At 72.3% G+C, this 18,136-nt stretch carries 18 protein-coding genes; 10 read left to right on the top strand and 8 right to left on the bottom strand.

The genetic code is table 11. The features are described 5' to 3' along the window. Positions 1 to 20: 20 nt before the first annotated feature. On the bottom strand, positions 21 to 890 hold the full coding sequence (locus BUE48_RS04310; protein WP_041439310.1) for a hypothetical protein: 870 nt from the start codon (positions 888 to 890) through the stop codon (positions 21 to 23). Positions 891 to 2,086: 1,196 nt separating this feature from the next. Here BUE48_RS04310 and BUE48_RS04305 point away from each other — a divergent pair. The 4 genes from BUE48_RS04305 (at position 2,087) to BUE48_RS04290 (ending at position 6,024) form a co-directional block, all read left to right on the top strand. Beyond that, positions 2,087 to 2,659 (top strand): sigma-70 family RNA polymerase sigma factor, encoded by a 573-nt coding sequence (locus BUE48_RS04305; RefSeq protein ID WP_041439309.1) that lies wholly within the window; start codon positions 2,087 to 2,089, stop codon positions 2,657 to 2,659. A 90-nt stretch (positions 2,660 to 2,749) separates the two neighbouring features. After that, positions 2,750 to 3,163 carry a subtilase-type protease inhibitor gene (locus tag BUE48_RS04300; protein WP_012851240.1) on the top strand — a complete coding sequence of 138 codons (414 nt, stop codon included), beginning with the start codon at positions 2,750 to 2,752 and terminating at the stop codon, positions 3,161 to 3,163. A 66-nt stretch (positions 3,164 to 3,229) separates the two neighbouring features. Continuing rightward, positions 3,230 to 3,985, top strand: a complete 756-nt coding sequence (locus tag BUE48_RS04295; RefSeq protein ID WP_012851239.1) for an ANTAR domain-containing response regulator — start codon at positions 3,230 to 3,232, stop codon at positions 3,983 to 3,985. 137 nt (positions 3,986 to 4,122) lie between these two features. Beyond that, positions 4,123 to 6,024 (top strand): SpoIIE family protein phosphatase, encoded by a 1,902-nt coding sequence (locus BUE48_RS04290; protein WP_012851238.1) that lies wholly within the window; start codon positions 4,123 to 4,125, stop codon positions 6,022 to 6,024. Between the two features lie 45 nt (positions 6,025 to 6,069). On the opposite strand, the gene proS is transcribed toward BUE48_RS04290, so the two are convergent. From proS to BUE48_RS04275, 3 genes are all read right to left on the bottom strand, one after another. Beyond that, the gene (proS, locus tag BUE48_RS04285) at positions 6,070 to 7,518 is read right to left on the bottom strand and encodes a proline--tRNA ligase (protein ID WP_286988937.1); all 1,449 of its coding nucleotides are present in this window, start codon (positions 7,516 to 7,518) and stop codon (positions 6,070 to 6,072) included. Positions 7,519 to 7,606: 88 nt separating this feature from the next. Continuing rightward, positions 7,607 to 8,008: a DUF2795 domain-containing protein gene (locus BUE48_RS04280; RefSeq protein ID WP_286988935.1), complete on the bottom strand. Its 402-nt coding sequence runs from the start codon at positions 8,006 to 8,008 to the stop codon at positions 7,607 to 7,609. A gap of 90 nt (positions 8,009 to 8,098) precedes the next feature. Beyond that, positions 8,099 to 8,332 carry a DUF6158 family protein gene (locus BUE48_RS04275; protein ID WP_012851235.1) on the bottom strand — a complete coding sequence of 78 codons (234 nt, stop codon included), beginning with the start codon at positions 8,330 to 8,332 and terminating at the stop codon, positions 8,099 to 8,101. Positions 8,333 to 8,583: 251 nt separating this feature from the next. Between BUE48_RS04275 and BUE48_RS04270 the strand changes: the two genes are divergently transcribed. The 3 genes from BUE48_RS04270 (at position 8,584) to BUE48_RS04260 (ending at position 11,065) form a co-directional block, all read left to right on the top strand. Then, positions 8,584 to 9,558 carry an ABC transporter permease gene (locus BUE48_RS04270; protein ID WP_012851234.1) on the top strand — a complete coding sequence of 325 codons (975 nt, stop codon included), beginning with the start codon at positions 8,584 to 8,586 and terminating at the stop codon, positions 9,556 to 9,558. A gap of 10 nt (positions 9,559 to 9,568) precedes the next feature. After that, positions 9,569 to 10,366, top strand: a complete 798-nt coding sequence (locus BUE48_RS04265; protein WP_174315322.1) for an ABC transporter ATP-binding protein — start codon at positions 9,569 to 9,571, stop codon at positions 10,364 to 10,366. Between the two features lie 174 nt (positions 10,367 to 10,540). After that, complete coding sequence (locus BUE48_RS04260; protein ID WP_012851232.1) at positions 10,541 to 11,065, top strand: YbhB/YbcL family Raf kinase inhibitor-like protein; 525 nt, start codon at positions 10,541 to 10,543, stop codon at positions 11,063 to 11,065. Positions 11,066 to 11,151: 86 nt separating this feature from the next. Here BUE48_RS04260 and BUE48_RS04255 read toward each other — a convergent pair whose 3' ends face one another. Further along, positions 11,152 to 12,492 (bottom strand): KamA family radical SAM protein, encoded by a 1,341-nt coding sequence (locus BUE48_RS04255; RefSeq protein WP_012851231.1) that lies wholly within the window; start codon positions 12,490 to 12,492, stop codon positions 11,152 to 11,154. Between the two features lie 251 nt (positions 12,493 to 12,743). Here BUE48_RS04255 and BUE48_RS04250 point away from each other — a divergent pair, with 251 nt between their 5' ends. From BUE48_RS04250 to plsX, 3 genes are all read left to right on the top strand, one after another. Then, positions 12,744 to 13,640 carry an alpha/beta fold hydrolase gene (locus BUE48_RS04250; RefSeq protein ID WP_012851230.1) on the top strand — a complete coding sequence of 299 codons (897 nt, stop codon included), beginning with the start codon at positions 12,744 to 12,746 and terminating at the stop codon, positions 13,638 to 13,640. A gap of 95 nt (positions 13,641 to 13,735) precedes the next feature. Then, positions 13,736 to 14,122, top strand: coding sequence for a hypothetical protein (locus BUE48_RS04245; RefSeq protein WP_148232923.1), 387 nt, complete (start codon positions 13,736 to 13,738; stop codon positions 14,120 to 14,122). Between the two features lie 154 nt (positions 14,123 to 14,276). Beyond that, positions 14,277 to 15,413: a phosphate acyltransferase PlsX gene (gene plsX / locus BUE48_RS04240; protein WP_286988931.1), complete on the top strand. Its 1,137-nt coding sequence runs from the start codon at positions 14,277 to 14,279 to the stop codon at positions 15,411 to 15,413. A gap of 55 nt (positions 15,414 to 15,468) precedes the next feature. Here the strand turns inward: plsX and BUE48_RS04235 are convergent, their stop codons facing one another. The 3 genes from BUE48_RS04235 to BUE48_RS04225 all read right to left on the bottom strand — a co-directional run bounded on the left by BUE48_RS04235 (position 15,469) and on the right by BUE48_RS04225 (position 18,135). Further along, positions 15,469 to 15,714 (bottom strand): DUF2630 family protein, encoded by a 246-nt coding sequence (locus BUE48_RS04235; protein ID WP_012851227.1) that lies wholly within the window; start codon positions 15,712 to 15,714, stop codon positions 15,469 to 15,471. A gap of 119 nt (positions 15,715 to 15,833) precedes the next feature. Next, entirely contained in the window at positions 15,834 to 16,700 is an 867-nt protein-coding gene (locus BUE48_RS04230) for an aldehyde dehydrogenase family protein (protein WP_012851226.1), read from the bottom strand. After that, the gene (locus BUE48_RS04225) at positions 16,693 to 18,135 is read right to left on the bottom strand and encodes an aldehyde dehydrogenase family protein (protein ID WP_286988928.1); all 1,443 of its coding nucleotides are present in this window, start codon (positions 18,133 to 18,135) and stop codon (positions 16,693 to 16,695) included. Before BUE48_RS04225 ends, BUE48_RS04230 begins: the two co-directional genes overlap by 8 nt. Position 18,136 lies beyond the last annotated feature (1 nt).

Genomic DNA, 18,136 nt, shown 5'->3' with positions numbered 1-18,136 from the left:
CTCGGCCGGGCCTGCGGCGGTCACGGCCACAGCATGCGGATCGACGCCCGTCCCGTGGTCGCGTCCTCCTCCACCAGGAAGCCCAGCGGGCACCAAGGCCGCCGGGCCGCGTCCACATACAGCACCAGCGCGAGCCCCAGCGCCGGGTCGATGTAGCCGACATGGCGCAGGGCGCGCAGCTCCGCCCGGGTCTGCGGCCACGACTCCGGCCGGGCCGGGTCATACAGCGCCCACGTCACGGTCCGGCAGGCGTGCCGCCACAGCGAACCGGCGGTGACCACCCGCCGGCCCGTCCGGCTCACATCGGCGACGATCACCACTCCGGCATCGGGCCCGCCGTCCGGCGCCGCCACCGCGGCATCGGTGCGGTCGGCGGGGTCGCGATCGGGTTGCGCCGGCCCGCCGAACGGCCGGTACAGCGACTGCGGGTTGAGCGTGTCGATCACCAGCACGCCGTGGTGACGCTGCCGGAACCCCGAGGGGGCCGCCCGGCCCGCTTCCACGCCCAGCGCCGTCCATCCGGGTTCACGGCGGTCCGCGGCGCCGTATGCGGGATCGCCGAGGAGGCGCCCGGCACCGGCGGAGCGCGTGCTCAGATCGAGCACCAGGCCCTGCTCGCCGGTCCAGACCGGGAAGGGCGCCCCGCCGTCGCCGCCGGAGGGCAGGAAGACCGCGCCGAGCAGCTCCCCGATCCGGCCGATCAGCGCCGCGGCCACGCCCAGCCCGGGGAAGGCCCCGTCGGCGACGACCAGCATGGCCTTCCAGGTGACGGTGGCGGCGAACGACCGGATGAACTCGCCCGGCAGCAGCGGGTCAAGCCCGCTCTCCGCCTCCGCCGGGGTCACCTGCTTCGGCGTCTGCGCGGTGGGCTCGGCCGACAGCCCGCGCAACGGCGCATACGGGCCGGGTTCTGACGGCTCGGCTTCCGGCGCCGTCCCGGCGGGCTCGGTGGACGGGCCCCCGGGCGATGCCGGATCGGAGACCTCGTCCGAAGGCCCGGCCTCCGACCCATGCGGCGGCGCATCCGAACGAGGTTCCGGGCTCGTCTCAACGGGCTCGGCGGACAGGCCCCGCGAAGGCACCGGCGAACCCGGCTCCGAGGTCCCCCTGGAGAGCCCGGCGGACAGGTTCCCAGGCGATGCCGGGCCGGAGGCCTCGCCCGAGGAGCCGGTCTCCGACCCATGCGGCGGCGTGTGGGAGTGGCGCCTTGGGGCCTCCTCCGGGGAGGTCGCAGCGGGCTCGGGGGACGATTCCAGCCAGTCCTGCAACGGCGAGGAGGCGTGGAGCTGCGACAAGTCCCGATCGTCCAGGGGGCCGGGCTCGGCGGGGCGCTCCGGCGGCGGTGAAGGCGGGGAGTCGCCGGTCACCGGTGCCCAGTCCTGTGCCGCCTCGGGAGGGGCGGAGGCGTCCGGCGCGGCGGACGCCCGCGGGGTTCCCTGAGCGGTCGTCTCGGAGGTCGGTTCGGGACGCTTGGGGCGCGGGGGGCCGTCCATGGTGTCGATCGTCGGGCCGATCGATCGTCTGTGGCAAGTCAGCCGGTCGAAGCGGGTCACGAAGTCGGCCGTGAGCGGGGCGGCCGGGCCGCATGAGCCCTTCTAAGACCGCCGGCATGCCGGTGGTCTCCGGCCTGCCGGTCCGGCGGGACCCCCGTCGCCGAGGGGGGGTTTTACCTGGTGTGATGCACGGCACGGGATTCTCTTGTCCGCTGATGGAACCCTTTTACCCGTCTGCGGCGTCCTATTAGGCAGAACTGAAAGACACGAGCGACCGCGTCCCGACCGCAAGCGGCTCGCGGCTCCCGGCCCGCGGGACCGCCCTTCATCGGCCGCCGCGCGGCGCTCATCCGGCCTCCCGCCCCGGTGAGGCCGACGACCCTCCCGCGCCGGCTCCATCCCGCGTGCTCGAAAGCCGGTTTCGAACCCGTGGGCTGGGCAGGACGTACATCACGACGAAGGCGACGTACGTCAGGGAGCTCACCACTTCCCCGGCAGGCGCCCGGGGCGGAACCCCGCCCGGGTTCCCAGGACCACATCCAAGCAAGGGGGCGGAAGGGGACCGCCCAGTGATCAGCGATACAGGAGCGATGATGGCCGCAGTCGCCGAGCCGCGCGAGGATCGCCTTGCGCGTTATGAGCGCGACGTGCTTCCGTACACCGACCCGCTCTATGCCAGCGCCGTGCGCATGACCCGCAACACCGCGGACGCCGAGGACCTGGTGCAGGAGACCCTGGCCAAGGCGTACGTGAACTTCCACCAGTTCAAGGAAGGCACGAACCTCAAGGCCTGGCTGCATCGCATCCTCACCAACAACTTCATCAACTCCTACCGCAAGAAGCAGCGGGAGCCGCAGCGCGCCGGCCAGGACGAGATCGAAGAGTGGCAGCTGGCCCGCAGCGCCTCCCACTCGCCCGGGTTCCGCTCGGCCGAGGCCGAGGCGCTGGACCGCATGCCCGACTCCGCCGTGGTGGCCGCGCTGCGGGAGCTGCCGCGGGAGTTCCGGGACGCCGTGTACCTGGCCGATGTGGAGGGCTACTCCTACAAGGAGATCGCCGAGATGATGGGCACTCCGCTCGGCACCGTGATGTCGCGGCTGCACCGCGGCCGCAAGCAGCTGCGCGAATCCCTGGCCGACTACCGCCGTCCCGCGCTGGCCGCCTGAGCCGGCGCACCACCGACCCCCAACGACCTAAGGTGACGCTCTCGATACATTGGGTGACGACCATTGTTCGTCCACCCTCGGGGAGCGTCGATGTCCCACCTGATCGCCACTGTCGTCACCGGCGCGGCGCTGGCCGTGCTGCCGCCCGCGGGGAGCGCGCCGGAGGCCGATCCGGCGCAACACGGCCGCCCGGCCGCGGCCGGGACGGCGCTCCGGCTGACCGTCAGCCACCCGGAGGCCGCCGCCGCCACTCCCCGCTCCGTCACGCTGTCGTGCGACCCGCCCGGCGGCAGCCATCCGCGTGCCGCGCAGGCGTGCGCCGACCTGGACCGCTCGGGCGGCCGGATCGTCCGGGAGCGGGAGGAGGCGATCTGCACCACCGAGTACCGGCCGGTGACGGCCCGGGCCACCGGGATGTGGCGGGGACGCCCGGTCACGTTCGTCCGCACGTTCCCCAACCCGTGCGTGATGGCCGCCCGCACCGGCGCGATCTTCCGCTTCTGAGGCCCGCGGGCCGCCCGGCCCCGTCCGGACTGGGACGGCGGGTCACAAAACGATAACGTGGGTCACATGTCCACTTCGGACACCGTCATCACCGACGAACTGGCGATCGAGATCGCCCGGCTCGGCATGGTCCGCGAATCGTCCGATGTGGCGACCTTGCACCGGGTCACCCAGCTGGCCTCCCGGGCGGTGGCCGGCTGCGCGGGCGCCACCAGCCTGCGCTGGGCGCTGGACGAGTCGCCCGAGCCGCTGGTGGCCGCCAGCAGCCATCCCGACCTGGCGGAACTGGTGGACCTGCAACTGGCCCGCCGCGAAGGGCCGCTCTTTGACGCGGTGCGCGACCGCCGCCCGGTCGGCTGCGACGACACCCTCGCCGAGACCCGCTGGCCCGGCCACGTGGCCGCCATGCTGCGGCGGGGGGTGCGCTGCTTCATCACCACCGTGCTGGAGTACGAGCAGGTGCTGGTCACCTTGACCGTCTACGGGGTGGTGCCGGGGGCGCTCGACCCCAGCCGGCAGGCCCTGGCCTCGCTGCTGCTGGCCCAAGGCGGCGCTGCGGTCTCCAACACCCGCCAGTTCGGCGACGTGCACCGCACCGCCGTCCAGCTCCAGCAGGCGGTGGAGGCGCGGGCGGTGGTCGACCAGGCCAAGGGCATCTTGATGCACGCGCTGGGCTGCGACGCCGAGCGGGCCTTCGCCGAATTGCGCCGCATCTCACAGACCCGCCACGTCAAGCTGACCGCCATCGCCCAGCGCATCGTCTCCGGCCAGGGACTTTCCGAAGTCCCGCCACCCGGCCGCGACGACGGGCAAGGCGGCTGAAGGGCTTTCGGGCAAAAGGCGCCGACGTTCATCGCCGCGCAGCACCCCACCCCCCGGAATAAGCTGCGCTCATCAGCCCGTACAACGGGACTCGGGGTACGCGGCGCCGAACAGGTGAGCGGCGTAGGGAGCGATGCATGCCGGAACAGCTCGAACCGGGCGTCCTCATGCGTGAGATCAGCGACCTGGAGGAGCGGATCGGGGAGCTGCGGCAGGCCGCGGCCATGCCCGACCCGGACCTGCGGGCCACGCTGGAGGCCGCCCTGGTGGAGCTGGAACTGGCCCTGGCCGCGCTGCGCACGCTGGGCACCGGCCAGTCCGCCGGCGACGGCCGCATCAGCGCCGCCGAGTCCGAGCGGCGGGTGCTGCGCACCGTCTTCCAGGACGCCCCGGTGCCCTTGTTCCTGCTGGACCGCGACGGCAGCGTGCGGCGGGTCAACCGGCAGGCCGCCACACTGCTGGGCACCTCCCCCGGCTATGTCTCCGGCAAGCCCTTCAGCGTCTTTTGCGACCTGCCCGGCCGGGCGGCGCTGCGCTCCCAGCTGGCCGCGGTGGTGCGCACCGGCCGCCGCCGCCAGGCCCACGTCCGCTTCCTGAGCCGCGGCAAGCCCGTCGAGGCCGTGGTGACGCTGGCCAGGGTGTGGATCCGGGGAGAGCCCGAACCGATGGTGGTGGCCGCGGCCGGTCCCGTCCCCGGCCAGGCGCCCGTCCCCGACCGGCCGCCGCCGCAGCGGGCCGAGGACGAGGCCGTCGCCACCGTGGTGCACCGCATGGACGTGCTGGCCACCGCCAGCGAGATGCTGCTGAGCGAGCCGCTGTTCAACGAGCAGGTGGCGATCCGCCGCTGCGCCCGGCTGCTGGCCGCCGAACTGGCCGACTGGGTGCTCATCGACGTGGCCCCCGACACCGCCTCCGGGCACGCCCCCGAGGCCCCCGAGCTGCGCCGCCAGGTGGTGGTGGGACCGGGCGGGGAACGGGCCGCCGAGCTGACCCACGCGCTGGAGGAGCTGGACCCGCTGCCCGGCACCCTGCCGCACTCGGTGTTCACCGGCCGCCAGGGCGCCCTGCACCCGCACGTCGCCGAGCTGTCGATGCTGGGCGAGCTGCCCGACGGCAGCCCGGTGTGCGGGGCGATCAGCGCGGCCACCGTGGTGTGCGTGCCGATCGAGGACGGGCAGCGCTGCCTGGGCGCCATCACCGTCACCGGCAGCGGCGAGCACGGCCCGTTCGACCTGATGGACCTGGGGGTCCTGCAGCGGCTGGGCCGCTACCTGGGGCTGGTGGTGCGGGCCGCCCGGCTGTACCGGCACCGCTCGCAGGTCGCCGCGTCGCTGCAGAACAGCCTGCTGCCCAAGGCGCTGCCGGCCATCCCCGGCGTGGAGGTGGACGCCCGCTACCTGACCGCCACCCGCGGCGGGGAGATCGGCGGCGACTTCTACGACGTGTTCGAGACCGCCACCGGCTGGGGCTTCGTCCTCGGGGACGTGTGCGGCAAGGGCGAGGAGGCCGCCGCGGTCACCGCCGCCGCCCGGCACGGGGTGCGGCTGCTGTCGCGGTGGAAGACCGAGCCGGCCGAGGTGCTGAGCATGGTCAACGCGGCGCTGCTGAACGAGGACCGCTTCGTCACCGCGGTGCTGGCCGGGCTGGAGGTGCTCGACAGCGGCATCCGCCTGACCTTGAGCACCGCCGGCCACCCTCCGGCGATCGTGGTCCGCCAGGACGGCATGATCCGCACCACCAGCGGCGGCGGGGTCCCGATGGGGTTGTTCGAGGACTTCGAACCGGCCATCGAGTCCATCGAGCTGGCCGCCGGCGACACGGTGTTCCTGTACTCGGACGGCGTGGTGGACGCCTGCGACATGAAGCGCGAGCGCTTCGGCCACGAGCGGCTGATCGAAACCCTGGCCGCCGCCGCCGGCCAGCCGGTCCGCGAGATGCTGCTGGCCGTGGAACGCGCCCTGATGGACTTCTGCGACGGCGACCTGGGCGACGATGTGTCGATCCTGGCGCTGCGCGTCCTGCCGCAGGCCCTCAACTGACGGCCGGGACCGCCGCGGGCGGCCCCGGCCGTGCGTGCGTCTTCGTCAGTACGCCTTGCCGAAGATCAGGCGCTTGCCGTAGGGGGAGGGACGGCCGCACTTGACGCAGTCGCCCTGCTCGGCCGGGCCGTCGGCGGGGATGCAGCGGGGCGTGGCGGCGGTGTCGGCCTTGATGTCGTCCTCGCACTCGGTGCGCCCGCAGTGGAAGGCCAGCGCCCAGCCGCCGGAGACCTGGGCGCCGAAGTCGTCCCAGCTGTCCACCGCCCGGGTGTGCTCGTTGCGGAACGCCTCGGCGCGGGCCAGCAGGAACGCCTGGAAGTCGGCCAGGATCTGCGGCAGCTCTTCCGGCAGCCGCGCCAGCGGGATGGTCTCCTTGCCCTGCCCCTCGGCGGTGGGCAGGCGGCGGGCCAGCGTGCCCACCCCGTCGGCCAGGTCGCGCGGCCCGATCTCGATGCGGATCGGCACCCCGCGCATCTCCCAGTCGTTGAACTTGAAGCCGGGCGACAGCTGCGGGCGGTTGTCGTCCACGTGCACCCGGATGCCCATCGACTTGATCGCCGCGCCCAGCCGGCGGGCCTCGGCGGCGGTGGCCTCGCCCTGCTCCTTGCGGCCGATCGGCACGATCACCACCTGGTAGGGCGCCAGCCGCGGCGGCAGCACCAGGCCCTTGTCGTCGCCGTGGGTCATGATCACCCCGCCGATCATGCGGGTGCTCATGCCCCAGGACGTGGTGTGGGCGAGCTGGAGCCGCCCCTCCTCGTCCTGGTACTGGATCTCGAACGCCTTGGCGAAGTTGGTGCCCAGGTAGTGGGACGTGCCGGCCTGCAGGGCGCGGCCGTCGCGCATCATGGCCTCGATCGTGAAGGTGCGCACGGCGCCGGCGAAGCGCTCGCCGGGGGTCTTCTCCCCCGCCACCACCGGCATGGCCGCCAGCTCCCGCGCCACCGCGGCGTAGGTGTCCAGCGCCCACTCGGTCTCGCGCATGGCGTCGGCCTCGTCGATGTGGGCGGTGTGGCCCTCCTGCCACAGGAACTCGGTGGTGCGCAGGAACATCCGCGGCCGCAGCTCCCAGCGCACCACGTTGGCCCACTGGTTGAGCAGCAGCGGCAGGTCGCGGTGGGAGTCGATCCACTTGGCCATGTACTCGCCGATGACCGTCTCGGAGGTGGGCCGCACCACCAGCGGCTCCTCCAGCTCCTTGCCGCCGGCGACGGTGACCACGGCCAGCTCGGGAGAGAAGCCCTCGACGTGCTCGGCCTCGCGCCGCAGGTACGACTCGGGGATGAACATCGGGAAGCAGGCGTTGTCGTGCCCGGCCTCCTTGATCCGCCGGTCCAGGTCGGCCTGGAGCAGCTCCCAGATCCGGTACCCGTAGGGGCGGATGACCATCGTCCCGCGCACCGGTCCGCGGTCCACGAGCTGCGCCTTGACGACGACCTCGTTGTACCAGGCGGAGAAATCCTCGCTCTGCGGCGTCACACCTTCACGACTCACGCAGACGAGGGTACTCACTTCCCGCCCCGCCGCAGGCGCGGACGCCGCCACTGCGCCCTGATCCGGCCGTGCCCGGCCCTTCGCGGGCTCAGATGCGGCGCTGTTCGGTGTGGATGCCGATGGCTCGGGCGATCTCGCCGACGTTGTGGAACTGGCGGTCCTTGGGCAGGCCGGTCATCGCGACGATCATGTTGTCGGGGGCGTGGTTGCGCTCCAGGAACGTCAGGATCCGGCCCCGGTCGGTGGGGTACTCCAGAGGCGCCAGCACCTGGGCGATCTCCGAGCGCCACTCCACCTCGCGGGCGGTCATGTCAGGAGCGCCGCCGCGGCGCTCGGGCGGCATCTGGGCCGACCCGCGGGGCGTGTCGGCCGGTTCGGGCTGCTTCCACTCCTCGGCGTGAGTGGAGCCGCCGCCGCGGACCATTCCCTCGGTCTCGTGCTTGAGTTCCTCGTCTGCATGCGGGCCATGCTTGGCGCTGTCACGGGGCATGAGCCGTGTCCCCCTCGGTTGACGGTCCGGCCCTGCGGGGGACGGGGCGGGACCTGGGCGTGGAAGTCGAAAGAGCCCGGCCGGGCCGCGTCATGAGGACAGGGTCCTGGCCCGCGCGCCGGAACGCAGCCGCTCGGGATGGATCTCGCGGCCGGGGTGGCGGCGGATGTACTCGGCCTCCAGCTCGGCCGTGCGCCGGGTGTGCTCGGCCAGCGCGTGGTCGGAGCCGTGCCGCAGCGTGTCCATCCGCGTGATGTAGAGCCTGCCCAGCTCGCGCATCAGATCGGCTTCGCTGAGCGCCGCGGGTTCGACGCCTATCGCCATGGAGCCTCCCTCACCGGAACACCGACTGGATTGCAAAACACCCCTACCCACCTGCCGGTGGGCAAACGTCCCGGACGCACATGAAGGCGGCCGGCCGGCGGCCCGGGCGCGGTCACCGGGGCGGACGCCCAAAGGAGCGGCATCCCCGCGGAACCGGCACGAGCGGGGCGGAATCGTCAGAGATCACGAATCAGTGGTCACCTGGGGGTGAAAGTCCACTCCTCCTCGGCGTCTGCAATAGGCTTCGGCCCATGAGTCACCCGGATCGGGTCGGTCCCCCGGGTGGCGAGTCGGTAGACACGATCGCGGAGCCCCCTGCCTTGGCTGGAAAGAGCGCCGAGTCCCTGGCCGAATTCGCCGCCCGCCACGGACTGACGCAGAGCGCGGCGCGCCCCCCGCTGCGCACCTACGTGCGGGAGTTGTGGCAGCGGCGCACGTTCATCTGGACCTTCGCCTCCGCCAAGAGCATGTCGATGTACACCTCGTCCCGGCTGGGACAGGTGTGGCAGGTGCTGACGCCGCTGCTGAACGCGGCCGTCTACTACCTGGTCTTCGGCCTGCTGCTGGGCGTCAACAAGGGCGTCACCAACTACACGGCCTTCCTGATCACCGGGGTGTTCGTCTTCACCTTCACCCAGCGGTCGCTGACCGCCGGGGCCCGGTCGATCGGCAACAACCTGTCGCTGATCCGCGCGCTGCACTTCCCGCGCGCCTCGCTGCCGTTCGCGCACGTGCTGGTGGAGCTGCAGCAGCTGCTGATCTCCATGGCCGTGCTGGCGGTGATCGTGCTGGCCACCGGCGAGCCGATCACCTGGCGCTGGCTGCTGCTGGTGCCGGCGCTGGCGCTGCAGCTGATCTTCAACATGGGGATCAGCCTGGCGATCGCGCGGGTGGGCGCCTTCGTCCGCGACATTCAGCAGCTGCTGCCGTTCATCACGCGGGCGTGGCTGTACTTCTCGGGCATCTTCTTCATGACGGCGAGCCTGGCCGAGCGCGACACCCTGCGGGACTACCCGTGGGTGGGCGACCTGCTGCAGGCCAACCCGGCGTCGGTGTACATCGAGCTGGTGCGCATCGCCCTGATCGACAGCTACCGGGGGGACCTGGCCGCCTACGGCTGGGGATACGCCCATCTGTGGTGGTACGCACTGGCGTGGGCGCTGGTCGCCTTCATCGGGGGCTTTTGGTACTTCTACCGCGCGGAGGCGAGGTACGGCCGTGGCTAAGGTCAAGGAGATGACTCGGGTGACCGAATCCCCACCCCCGGTGGTCATCGACTACACCCGCGAGCCGATCGTGGTGGTGGACAACCTGCACGTCATCTACCGGGTCTACGGCGGTGGAGGCGGCAAGGGCACCGCCGCGACCGCGCTGATGCGGATTCTGCGGCGTCAGAACCGCCCGCAGATGAAGGAGGTCCACGCCGTCCGCGGGGTGTCCTTCGTGGCCTACCGGGGCGATGCGATCGGCGTGATCGGCACCAACGGCTCGGGCAAGTCCACCCTGCTGAAGGCGATCGCCGGGCTGCTGCCCCCGGCCCGCGGCGCCGTCTACACTCAGGGCCGGCCGTCCCTGCTGGGCGTCAACGCCGCCCTGATGCGGGACCTGTCGGGCGAGCGCAACATCATCCTGGGCTGCCTGGCGATGGGGCTGAGCCCGGAGGAGACGCGGGCCAAGTACGACGAGATCGTCAAGTTCGCCGATCTCAAGCCCGGCTTCATCCACTACCCGATGTCGGCCTACTCCTCGGGCATGGGCGCCCGGCTGCGCTTTGCCATCGCCGCCGCCCGCACCCACGATGTGCTCCTCATCGACGAGGCGCTGGCCACCGGGGACGCCAAGTTCCGCAAGCGCAGCAAGGCCAAGATCAACGAGCTGCGGCGGGACGCCGGCGCGGTGTTCCTGGTCGCCCACAACCTCGACCAGGTCGAGGAGACCTGCAACCGGGTGATCTGGCTGGACGAGGGCAAGATCCGCATGGACGGCGACCCCAAGGAAGTCATCGCCGCCTACAACGAGGCGATTGGTAAATAAGCAGTGGGCCTTTTCCGACACGCCGTCCCCGCGCGCCGGGACGGGCGGGTCGCGGTCGGGGACGATGCTGTGACCTGATGCGGCACAGGATCGGGCACCGCCCGCACCCCGGCGTGCAAGGCCCTGTGCCGGAGGAGGCCCGAGTACCGACGCGCCCAGCTACAGGAGGTCCGTATGCCCGGGAAGCCGCCGCTTCCGCACGAGTACTTGCCACAGGTGCCGTCGTTCACCGTGACCAGCGACGACATCGCCGACGGCGAGCGGCTGGACGACAAGCACGTCTTCAACGACTGGGGTTTCTCCGGGGGCAACGTCTCCCCGCACCTGCGCTGGGAGGGCTTCCCGGAGGAGACCAAGAGCTTCGCGGTGACCTGCTATGACCCCGACGCCCCGACCGGCAGCGGGTTCTGGCACTGGCTGATGTTCGACATCCCGGCGAACGTGACCGAGCTGCCTTCGGGCGCGGGGGCCGCCGACTCCAAGTTCGGCGTCCAGTCCCGCAACGACTACGGGATCAAGGCCTACGGCGGCGCGGCCCCGCCGCCCGGCACCCCGCACCGGTACGTGTTCACCGTGCACGCCCTGGACGTGGAGTCGCTGGGCATCGACTCGGACATGATGCCGGGGGCGGTGGGCTTCAACATCACCGCGCACACCCTGGCGCGGGCGTCCATCGTGCCGATCTACGAGTCGTCCTGAGCGGTCTGGAAGGCTCCCAGGGCGCGCCGTAAAGAGGCGCGCCCGTGCGGCCCCGCCGCGCCGAGCGCGGCGGGGCCGAGCCGTTTTCAGCGGCGGTCGGGCACGGCCATGTCCTCGAAGGGGAAGCGGTCGGCGAAGGCGGGCTTGAGGTCGTCCAGCCACACCGCCGCCGGGTCGTACTTGGCGAAGAACGGCCGGCCCACCAGGTCGGAGTCGCGGCACTGGATGAAGTGCAGCGCGAAGACCTTCTCCCCGGCGAGCTCCAGCACGCCGTCCACGCAGACCTTGCCGGGGGTGGCCGACATCGACGGCCCGCGCACGGTGCGCGCCAGGCCGGAGACGTGCCGGTAGGCGTCGCGGAAGATCTCATAGGCCCGCCCCAGCGGCACCGCGAAGTAGTCGCGGGGGCCGGTGTCGCGCTCGACGAACATGTAGTAGGGCACCATGCCCATCCGGGTCTGGGTGCGCCACATGGTCTCCCAGACCTTGGGGTCGTCGTTGATGGAGCGGATCAGCGGGGCCTGGGTGCGGATCACCGCGCCGGTGCCGCGGATGCGGCGCACCGCCTCGCGCACCATCGCCGGCTCCAGCTCGCGCGGGTGGGAGAAGTGCGCCATGAACGCCAGGCTCTTGCCGGCGTTGACGACCTGCTCGAACAGGCGCAGCATGGCGTCGGCGTCGGGGTCGGTGACGAACTTCTGCGGCCAGTAGGCCAGCGACTTGGTGCCGATCCGGATGGACTCGATCTGCTCCAGTTCCAGCAGCGGCTCCACGTAGCGGCGCAGCACCGGCTCGCCCATGATCATCGCGTCCCCGCCGGTGAACAGCACGTTGGTCACGCGGGGGTGGGCGACCAGGTAGTCGCGCAGCTGCAGGGCGTCGTCGCCGGCCAGCTTCAGGTCCGGCTCCCCGACGAACTGGGCCCAGCGGAAACAGTAGGTGCAGTAGGCGTGGCAGGTCTGGCCCTGTTTGGGGAAGTAGAGCACGGTCTCGTCGTACTTGTGCTGCATCCCCGGTACCACGCCGTCTCCGAAGCTAGGGACGTTGAGCTCCAGCTGACCGGCCGGGTGCGGGTTCAGCCGCATCCGCACCCGGTGCGCGGCGGCCTCGATCTCCTGGCGCGGGGCCTGGCGGCGCAGCAGGCCGGCGATGTGCGCGACATCGTCGGCCGGGAGCATGTCCTCCTGCGGGAAGACCAGGCGGTAGATCGGATCGTCGGGAGCGGCGGACCAGTCGATGAGCTCTTCGACCACGTAGCTGTTGGTCCGGAACGGCAGCACTGTGGCGACCGCCCGGATCGCCAGGCGCTGGTCCGCCGACAGCCCGGCACGCGCGGTGAGCTCGTCCAGGTGCTTGGCGGTGTAGGCGCGGAACTTGCGGCCGGTGGATCGCACAGCAGGTGGCGCCGCGTCATTGACCAAGGTCACGTGGCTGTACTCCTTGTGATCGTGGGGGAGAGAGCACGGGAATTTGCTCCCCCGTTATCGGGGTATAGATACCCTCCCCTTCACGCAAAGATACTGAACTTCCTGAACATACCGGTACTTATAGGTATAAACCGGTTAACAAGCTGTTCGTGACGCTCTGTGGTCACGCCGCCGAAACCCCACCGGAGCGCGAGCCGGCCTTCCTATCCTGAGCACCGGAAAGATCCGCACCATCGCCGAGTGGGGGGCCGATGGACCGGGACGCGCTGGAGGGCGGGACGTTCGTCGATCTGTCCGGCGAGCGGCTCCACCTGGTGCAGTCCGGCCCGCCCGGCGCCCCCGTGGTGCTGCTGACCTCCGGGCTGGGCGGCGCCTGGTTCGACTGGCAGCCGGTGATCGAGGAACTGGCCGGCTACCGGGTGGTGTGCTTCGACCGCCCCGGAACGGGGCTGAGCCCGCCCGCCCTCAGCCGTCCCAGCCTGCGCCGCGAGGTCCGGCTGCTGGCGGCGCTGGCCGACTGGGCCGGGCCGCCGGTGACGGTGGTGGCCCACTCCATGGCCGGGTTCCAGGCCGAGGCGCTGGCGCGCATCCACCCCGAGCTGGTGCGCGGGCTGGTGCTGGCCGACCCCAGCTACGAGGACTCCACCTGGTCGGACGTGCGGATCGCCGCGGCGGTGCAGCCGGCCCTCTACCTGGCCGGGCGGGCCTTCGGGCTCACCGGCATCCCCTGGCTGGCCGCCCCGCACGTCCGCCGCTCGCTGCTGCGGTTCACCAGCCGCCGCAAACCCCCGGTGCCGGACGGGACGGTGCGCGCGGTGTACGGGCGCGGCACGGTGCTGGGCACCCTGCTGGCCGAGAACGCCGCCTACCGCGAGATGGCCGCCGACGTGCTGGCGCTGCGCAAACGGCTGCCGTTCCCGCCGATCCCGCTGGTGGTGCTGACCGCGCTGGCCGACATCACCGACCCGCAGAAGGCGGCGAGCTGGAGCGCCGGCCACCGGGAACTGGCCGCGATGAGCCCCCACGGGCGGCAGCTGGACCTGCCGGACTCCCTGCACCTGGTGCAGCTCGACCGGCCCGACGCCATCGCCGAGGCCGTCACCGGCATCGTCACCGGCGCCCTGGAGCGGGCCGGGCAGCCGGCGTGAGCAAAGGCGGGCGCCGGCATGGCGACGGCCAATTCCCAGGAAAGCCCGCATGCCGCGGCGGATGATCGGAGATCCGGCGGGTGATCTTACCCAGTGTGAAAGTGCTCATAGGTGCGGTCACCGCCGCGATCGTCCTCGGCGCGGCGGGCGTGACCGCCTATTTCGCGTTCTTCGACGGCCCCAAGCCGCGCTATGAGACCCAGGCGGCGCTGCGCTCCGCCCTGCCCGTCATGGCCGCCGCCGAGCTGCAGGCCCGGGGACACCCCCTCAGCGGCCCGCTGACGTGCACCGACCTGCCCGGCTGGAACAAGCACAAGCTGCGGGTGCGCTGCTCGGGCACCACCGCCGCCCGCAAGCCGGTGCAGGTGATCGGGGCGGTCGAGCACGCCGCGGCCCGGGAGTACTTCACCATCCTGATCGACGGACGCCCGCTGGTGCAGAACGCGCCGTGCCTGGGCGCCGACTGCCGTGCCGGCGGCTGAGAACGGCGCGGGCCGGGCCGTCCCGGGCGCAACGGCCCGGCCCCACGTGCTCAGGCACCGCGCGCGGTGACCTAACATGCGGTGAGCCTCTTTCGGTGAGTCACCCCCACTCCCCCGCCGCCTTCCGCGGCGATCGACCTTGGAGCCCGTGTTGATGACCCGCGATGACACGGGCGGGCGCCCCCGTCCCGTGGTGATCGACACCATGGGCGGCGATCACGCGCCCGAAGAGATCGTCGCCGGTGCGGTGGCCGCGGTGCGCGAGCACGGCGTCCGGCTGGTGCTGGTCGGGCAGGCCCCCCGGGTGCGCGCCGAGCTGGAACGCCACGGCGTGACCGGCGAGATCCCCATCGTGCACGCCGAGGAGGCGCTGGCGATGGACGAGGGCGCGCTGGCCAGCTGGCGCAAGCCCCGCTCCTCGGTGGCGGTGGCCTGCCATCTGATCAAGACCGGGCGGGCCTCGGCGCTGGTGTCGGCCGGCACCACCGCCGGGGTGGTGGCCACCGCCCGGCTGCGGCTCAAGGCCCAGCAGGGGGTGCTGCGCCCGGCCATCGCGGTGCTGCTGCCGACCCGGCCCCGCCCCACCGTGCTGCTGGACTCCGGGGCCAGCGTGGACGTCAAACCCGAGGTGCTGGTGCAGTTCGCCGCGCTGGGCACCGCGTACGCCCAGGTCGCGCTCGGCGTGCCGCGGCCCCGGGTGGGGCTGCTGAACATCGGATCGGAGCCGGGCAAGGGCAACAAGGCCGTCCGGCGCGCCTATGAGCTGCTGTCCTCCGGCCACCACGGCATCGAGTTCGCCGGCAACATCGAAGGCGGCGACCTGCTGACCGGCGCGGTGGACGTGGTGGTGTGCGACGGCTTCACCGGCAACGTGGCGCTGAAGACCATGGAGGGCGCGGTCCGCATGGCCATGGCCGAGCTGCAGCAGACCATCCGCTCCTCCGCCACCGCCAAGCTGGGCGCCCTGCTGCAGCGCCGCCGCCTGCAGGCGCTCAAGGCCCGGCTGGACTCCGAAACCTACGGCGGCGGGGTGCTGCTGGGGCTGAACGGCACCGTGGTCATCGCCCACGGCGCCTCCCAGGCCCGCGCGATCACCTCGGCCTGCCTGCTGGCCCAGGACCTGGCCGCCGGGCGCATCGTGGAGCGGATCCGCGACCAGATCGCCGCCACGCGCACCTCCCGCTTCGGGTGGCGCCACGGCGACAAGAGCGACCGGGAGACCAGGCCGGAGCAGGAGCCGCCCGCCCCGCCGGAGCAGGAGGCCGGACGCGACCTGCCGCCCCCGCCCTGAGACGCCCCGCGTCCGAACAAGGCGGAACCGGAAACCTCCGGCACCCGGGCCGGGCTCACTGGATGTAGCCCTCGACCTGGCCGGCGGGCCGGATGCCGGCCTCGTCGGGGTTCTCCCCGGCCCTGGCCTTGGCCCGCCGCTGCCGCAGCAGGTCCCAGCACTGGTCGAGGGCGACCTCCAGTTGCCGCAGGCGCCGCTGCTCCTGGGCCTGGCTCAGCTCGCCCCGCTCGTACATCTCGCGCAGCCGGCGCTCCTCGTCCACGAAATCGCCGATCCGCGCCAGGATCTCCCGCTCGTCCATGTTCTTCCCCCACTGCCGGGGCCGCCGGCGGCGCCGGCCGCCCCACCGCGGCCGGCCGTCCCCGACGGCCGTGAGCCGCAGGGTTCCATTCCACGGCCGGCCGCGGCCTAACGGGACGCTCACATGCCGAGCGGGTGCCAGACCGTCTTGGTCTCCAGGAAGGCGGTCATCCGGGCCGTTCCCGGATCGGCGTGCCAGTCGGTCTCCCCGGCGTCCGGACGCAGCACGCGCTTGAGATTCCCGGCGGCGGCCTCCTCCAGCGGCCCCGCCTGCTCCGGCGGCGCCCCCGTCAGGTCGATGGCGTTGACGTCCATGTGCGCGGCCAGGCAGGGCGCCAGCTCGGCGCGCCGGCCGGTGAGCACGTTGACCACGCCGCCGGGCAGGTCACTGGTGGCCAGCACCTCGGCGAACGTGATCGCCGGCAGCGGGGCGGGCTCGGAGGCGACCACCACGCAGGTGTTGCCGGACACGATCACCGGGGCGATCACCGACACCAGCCCCAGCAGCGGCGAGTCCGGCGCCACGATCGCCACCACCCCGGTGGGGTCGGGGGCGGAGAAGCTGAAGAACGGCCCGGCGACGGGGTTGACCGACCCGGTGACGGCGGCGAGCTTGTCGGCCCAGCCCGCATACCAGACCCACCGGTCGATGGCGGCGTCCACCTCGGCGACGGCGGCGTCTTCCGCCAGCCCGGCCTGGCGCAGCTCGGCGATGAACTGGGCGCGCCGCCCCTCCAGCATCTCGGCGATCCGGTAGAGGATCTGCCCGCGGTTGTAGGGGGTGCGCGCCGACCAGCCGGGGAACGCCTTGCGCGCGGCGCTGACGGCGTCCCGGGCGTCCTTGCGGGAGGCCTGGCAGGCGTTGGCCAGGAACTCGCCGCCGGCATCGGTGACCACGTACGTCCTGCCCGACTCCGAACGGGGGAAGGCGCCCCCGATGAACAGCTTGTAGGTCTTGCGCACCGCCAGCCGCGCCGGTTCAGACATCGAGGTAGGCCTCCAGTCCGTGACGGCCGCCCTCGCGGCCGAAACCCGACTCCTTGTAGCCGCCGAACGGGGCGGCCGGGTCGAACTTGTTGAAGGTGTTGGCCCACACCACCCCGGCGCGCAGCCGCTGGGCCATCCACAGCACGCGTGAGCCCTTCTCGGTCCAGATCCCCGCCGACAGCCCATACGGGGTGTTGTTGGCCTTCTCCACGGCCTCGGCGGGGGTGCGGAAGGTCAGCACCGACAGCACCGGGCCGAAGATCTCCTCACGGGCGATGCGGTGCGAGGCGGCCACGCCGGTGAAGACGGTCGGGGCGAACCAGTAGCCGCGCTCCGGCAGCTCGCACGGCGCCGACCAGCGGGTGGCGCCTTCCTGTTCGCCGGCCTGCGCCAGGGTGCGGATCTTCTCCAGCTGCCCGGCGGAGTTGATCGCGCCGACGTCGGTGTTCTTGTCCAGCGGGTCCCCGACCCGCAGCGTGGCCATCCGGGCCTTGAGCCGCTCCAGCAGCTCCCCTGCGATCGACTCCTGCACCAGCAGCCGGGACCCGGCGCAGCACACCTGCCCCTGGTTGAAGAAGATCCCGTTGATCGCGCCCTCGACGGCCTGGTCCAGCGGGGCGTCCTCGAAGATCACGTTGGCGGCCTTGCCGCCCAGCTCCAGCGTGAGCCTTTTGCGGGTGCCGGCCACGGCGCGGGCGATCTGCCTGCCGACCTCGGTGGAGCCGGTGAAGGCGACCTTGTCCACGCCCGGGTGCCGCACCAGCGCCTGCCCGGTCCGGGCCGCCCCGGTGACGATGTTGACCACGCCCGGCGGCAGCTCGGCCTGCCGGCAGATCTCCGCGAACGTCAAGGCGGTCAGCGGGGTGGTCTCGGCCGGTTTGAGGACGACGGTGTTGCCGCAGGCCAGCGCGGGGGCGATCTTCCAGGCCAGCATCAGCAGCGGGAAGTTCCACGGGATCACCTGCGCGGCCACCCCCAGCGGCCGTGGGTCGGGCCCGAATCCGGCGTACGGCAGCTTGTCGGCCCAGCCGGCGTGGTAGAAGAAGTGCGCGGCCACCAGCGGCAGGTCCACATCCCGGGACTCGCGGATCGGCTTGCCGTTGTCGAGGGTCTCCAGCACGGCCAGCTCGCGGGAGCGCTCCTGCAGCAGCCGGGCGATGCGGAACAGGTACTTGGCCCGCTCGCGGCCGGGCATCGGGCCCCACACCCGCTCGTAGGCGTCCCGGGCGGCGCGCACCGCCCGGTCCACGTCCTCCTCGGTCGCCTCGGTGACCTCCGCCAGCACCTCCTCGGTGGCGGGGTTGACGGTCTTGAAGGTGCGCTCGGCGGCACCGTCGGTCCACTCCCCGTCGATGAACAGGCCGTAGGAGGGCCTGATGCGGGCGATGGACGCCGACTCCGGCGCCGGCGCGTACGAAAAGATCTGGTCGCTCATC

This window comes from Thermomonospora sp. CIF 1, assembly GCF_001896795.1.
GTDB lineage: Bacteria > Actinomycetota > Actinomycetes > Streptosporangiales > Streptosporangiaceae > Thermomonospora > Thermomonospora curvata.
Note: the sequence above shows the minus strand (reverse complement) of the source record. Positions and strands in the feature narration are given on the sequence as shown.

What these genes read in the sequence shown, in the direction of transcription:
- BUE48_RS04225 (WP_286988928.1), bottom strand. Translation starts at nt 18,135, where the DNA reads ATGAGCGACCAGATCTTTTCGTACGCGCCGGCGCCGGAGTCGGCGTCC.
- BUE48_RS04235 (WP_012851227.1), bottom strand. Translation starts at nt 15,714, where the DNA reads ATGGACGAGCGGGAGATCCTGGCGCGGATCGGCGATTTCGTGGACGAG.
- BUE48_RS04260 (WP_012851232.1), top strand. Translation starts at nt 10,541, where the DNA reads ATGCCCGGGAAGCCGCCGCTTCCGCACGAGTACTTGCCACAGGTGCCG.
- BUE48_RS04230 (WP_012851226.1), bottom strand. Translation starts at nt 16,700, where the DNA reads ATGTCTGAACCGGCGCGGCTGGCGGTGCGCAAGACCTACAAGCTGTTC.
- plsX (WP_286988931.1), top strand. Translation starts at nt 14,277, where the DNA reads ATGACCCGCGATGACACGGGCGGGCGCCCCCGTCCCGTGGTGATCGAC.
- BUE48_RS04300 (WP_012851240.1), top strand. Translation starts at nt 2,750, where the DNA reads ATGTCCCACCTGATCGCCACTGTCGTCACCGGCGCGGCGCTGGCCGTG.
- BUE48_RS04270 (WP_012851234.1), top strand. Translation starts at nt 8,584, where the DNA reads ATGAGTCACCCGGATCGGGTCGGTCCCCCGGGTGGCGAGTCGGTAGAC.
- BUE48_RS04305 (WP_041439309.1), top strand. Translation starts at nt 2,087, where the DNA reads ATGGCCGCAGTCGCCGAGCCGCGCGAGGATCGCCTTGCGCGTTATGAG.
- BUE48_RS04290 (WP_012851238.1), top strand. Translation starts at nt 4,123, where the DNA reads ATGCCGGAACAGCTCGAACCGGGCGTCCTCATGCGTGAGATCAGCGAC.
- BUE48_RS04280 (WP_286988935.1), bottom strand. Translation starts at nt 8,008, where the DNA reads ATGCCCCGTGACAGCGCCAAGCATGGCCCGCATGCAGACGAGGAACTC.
- BUE48_RS04250 (WP_012851230.1), top strand. Translation starts at nt 12,744, where the DNA reads ATGGACCGGGACGCGCTGGAGGGCGGGACGTTCGTCGATCTGTCCGGC.
- BUE48_RS04275 (WP_012851235.1), bottom strand. Translation starts at nt 8,332, where the DNA reads ATGGCGATAGGCGTCGAACCCGCGGCGCTCAGCGAAGCCGATCTGATG.
- BUE48_RS04265 (WP_174315322.1), top strand. Translation starts at nt 9,569, where the DNA reads ATGACTCGGGTGACCGAATCCCCACCCCCGGTGGTCATCGACTACACC.
- BUE48_RS04295 (WP_012851239.1), top strand. Translation starts at nt 3,230, where the DNA reads ATGTCCACTTCGGACACCGTCATCACCGACGAACTGGCGATCGAGATC.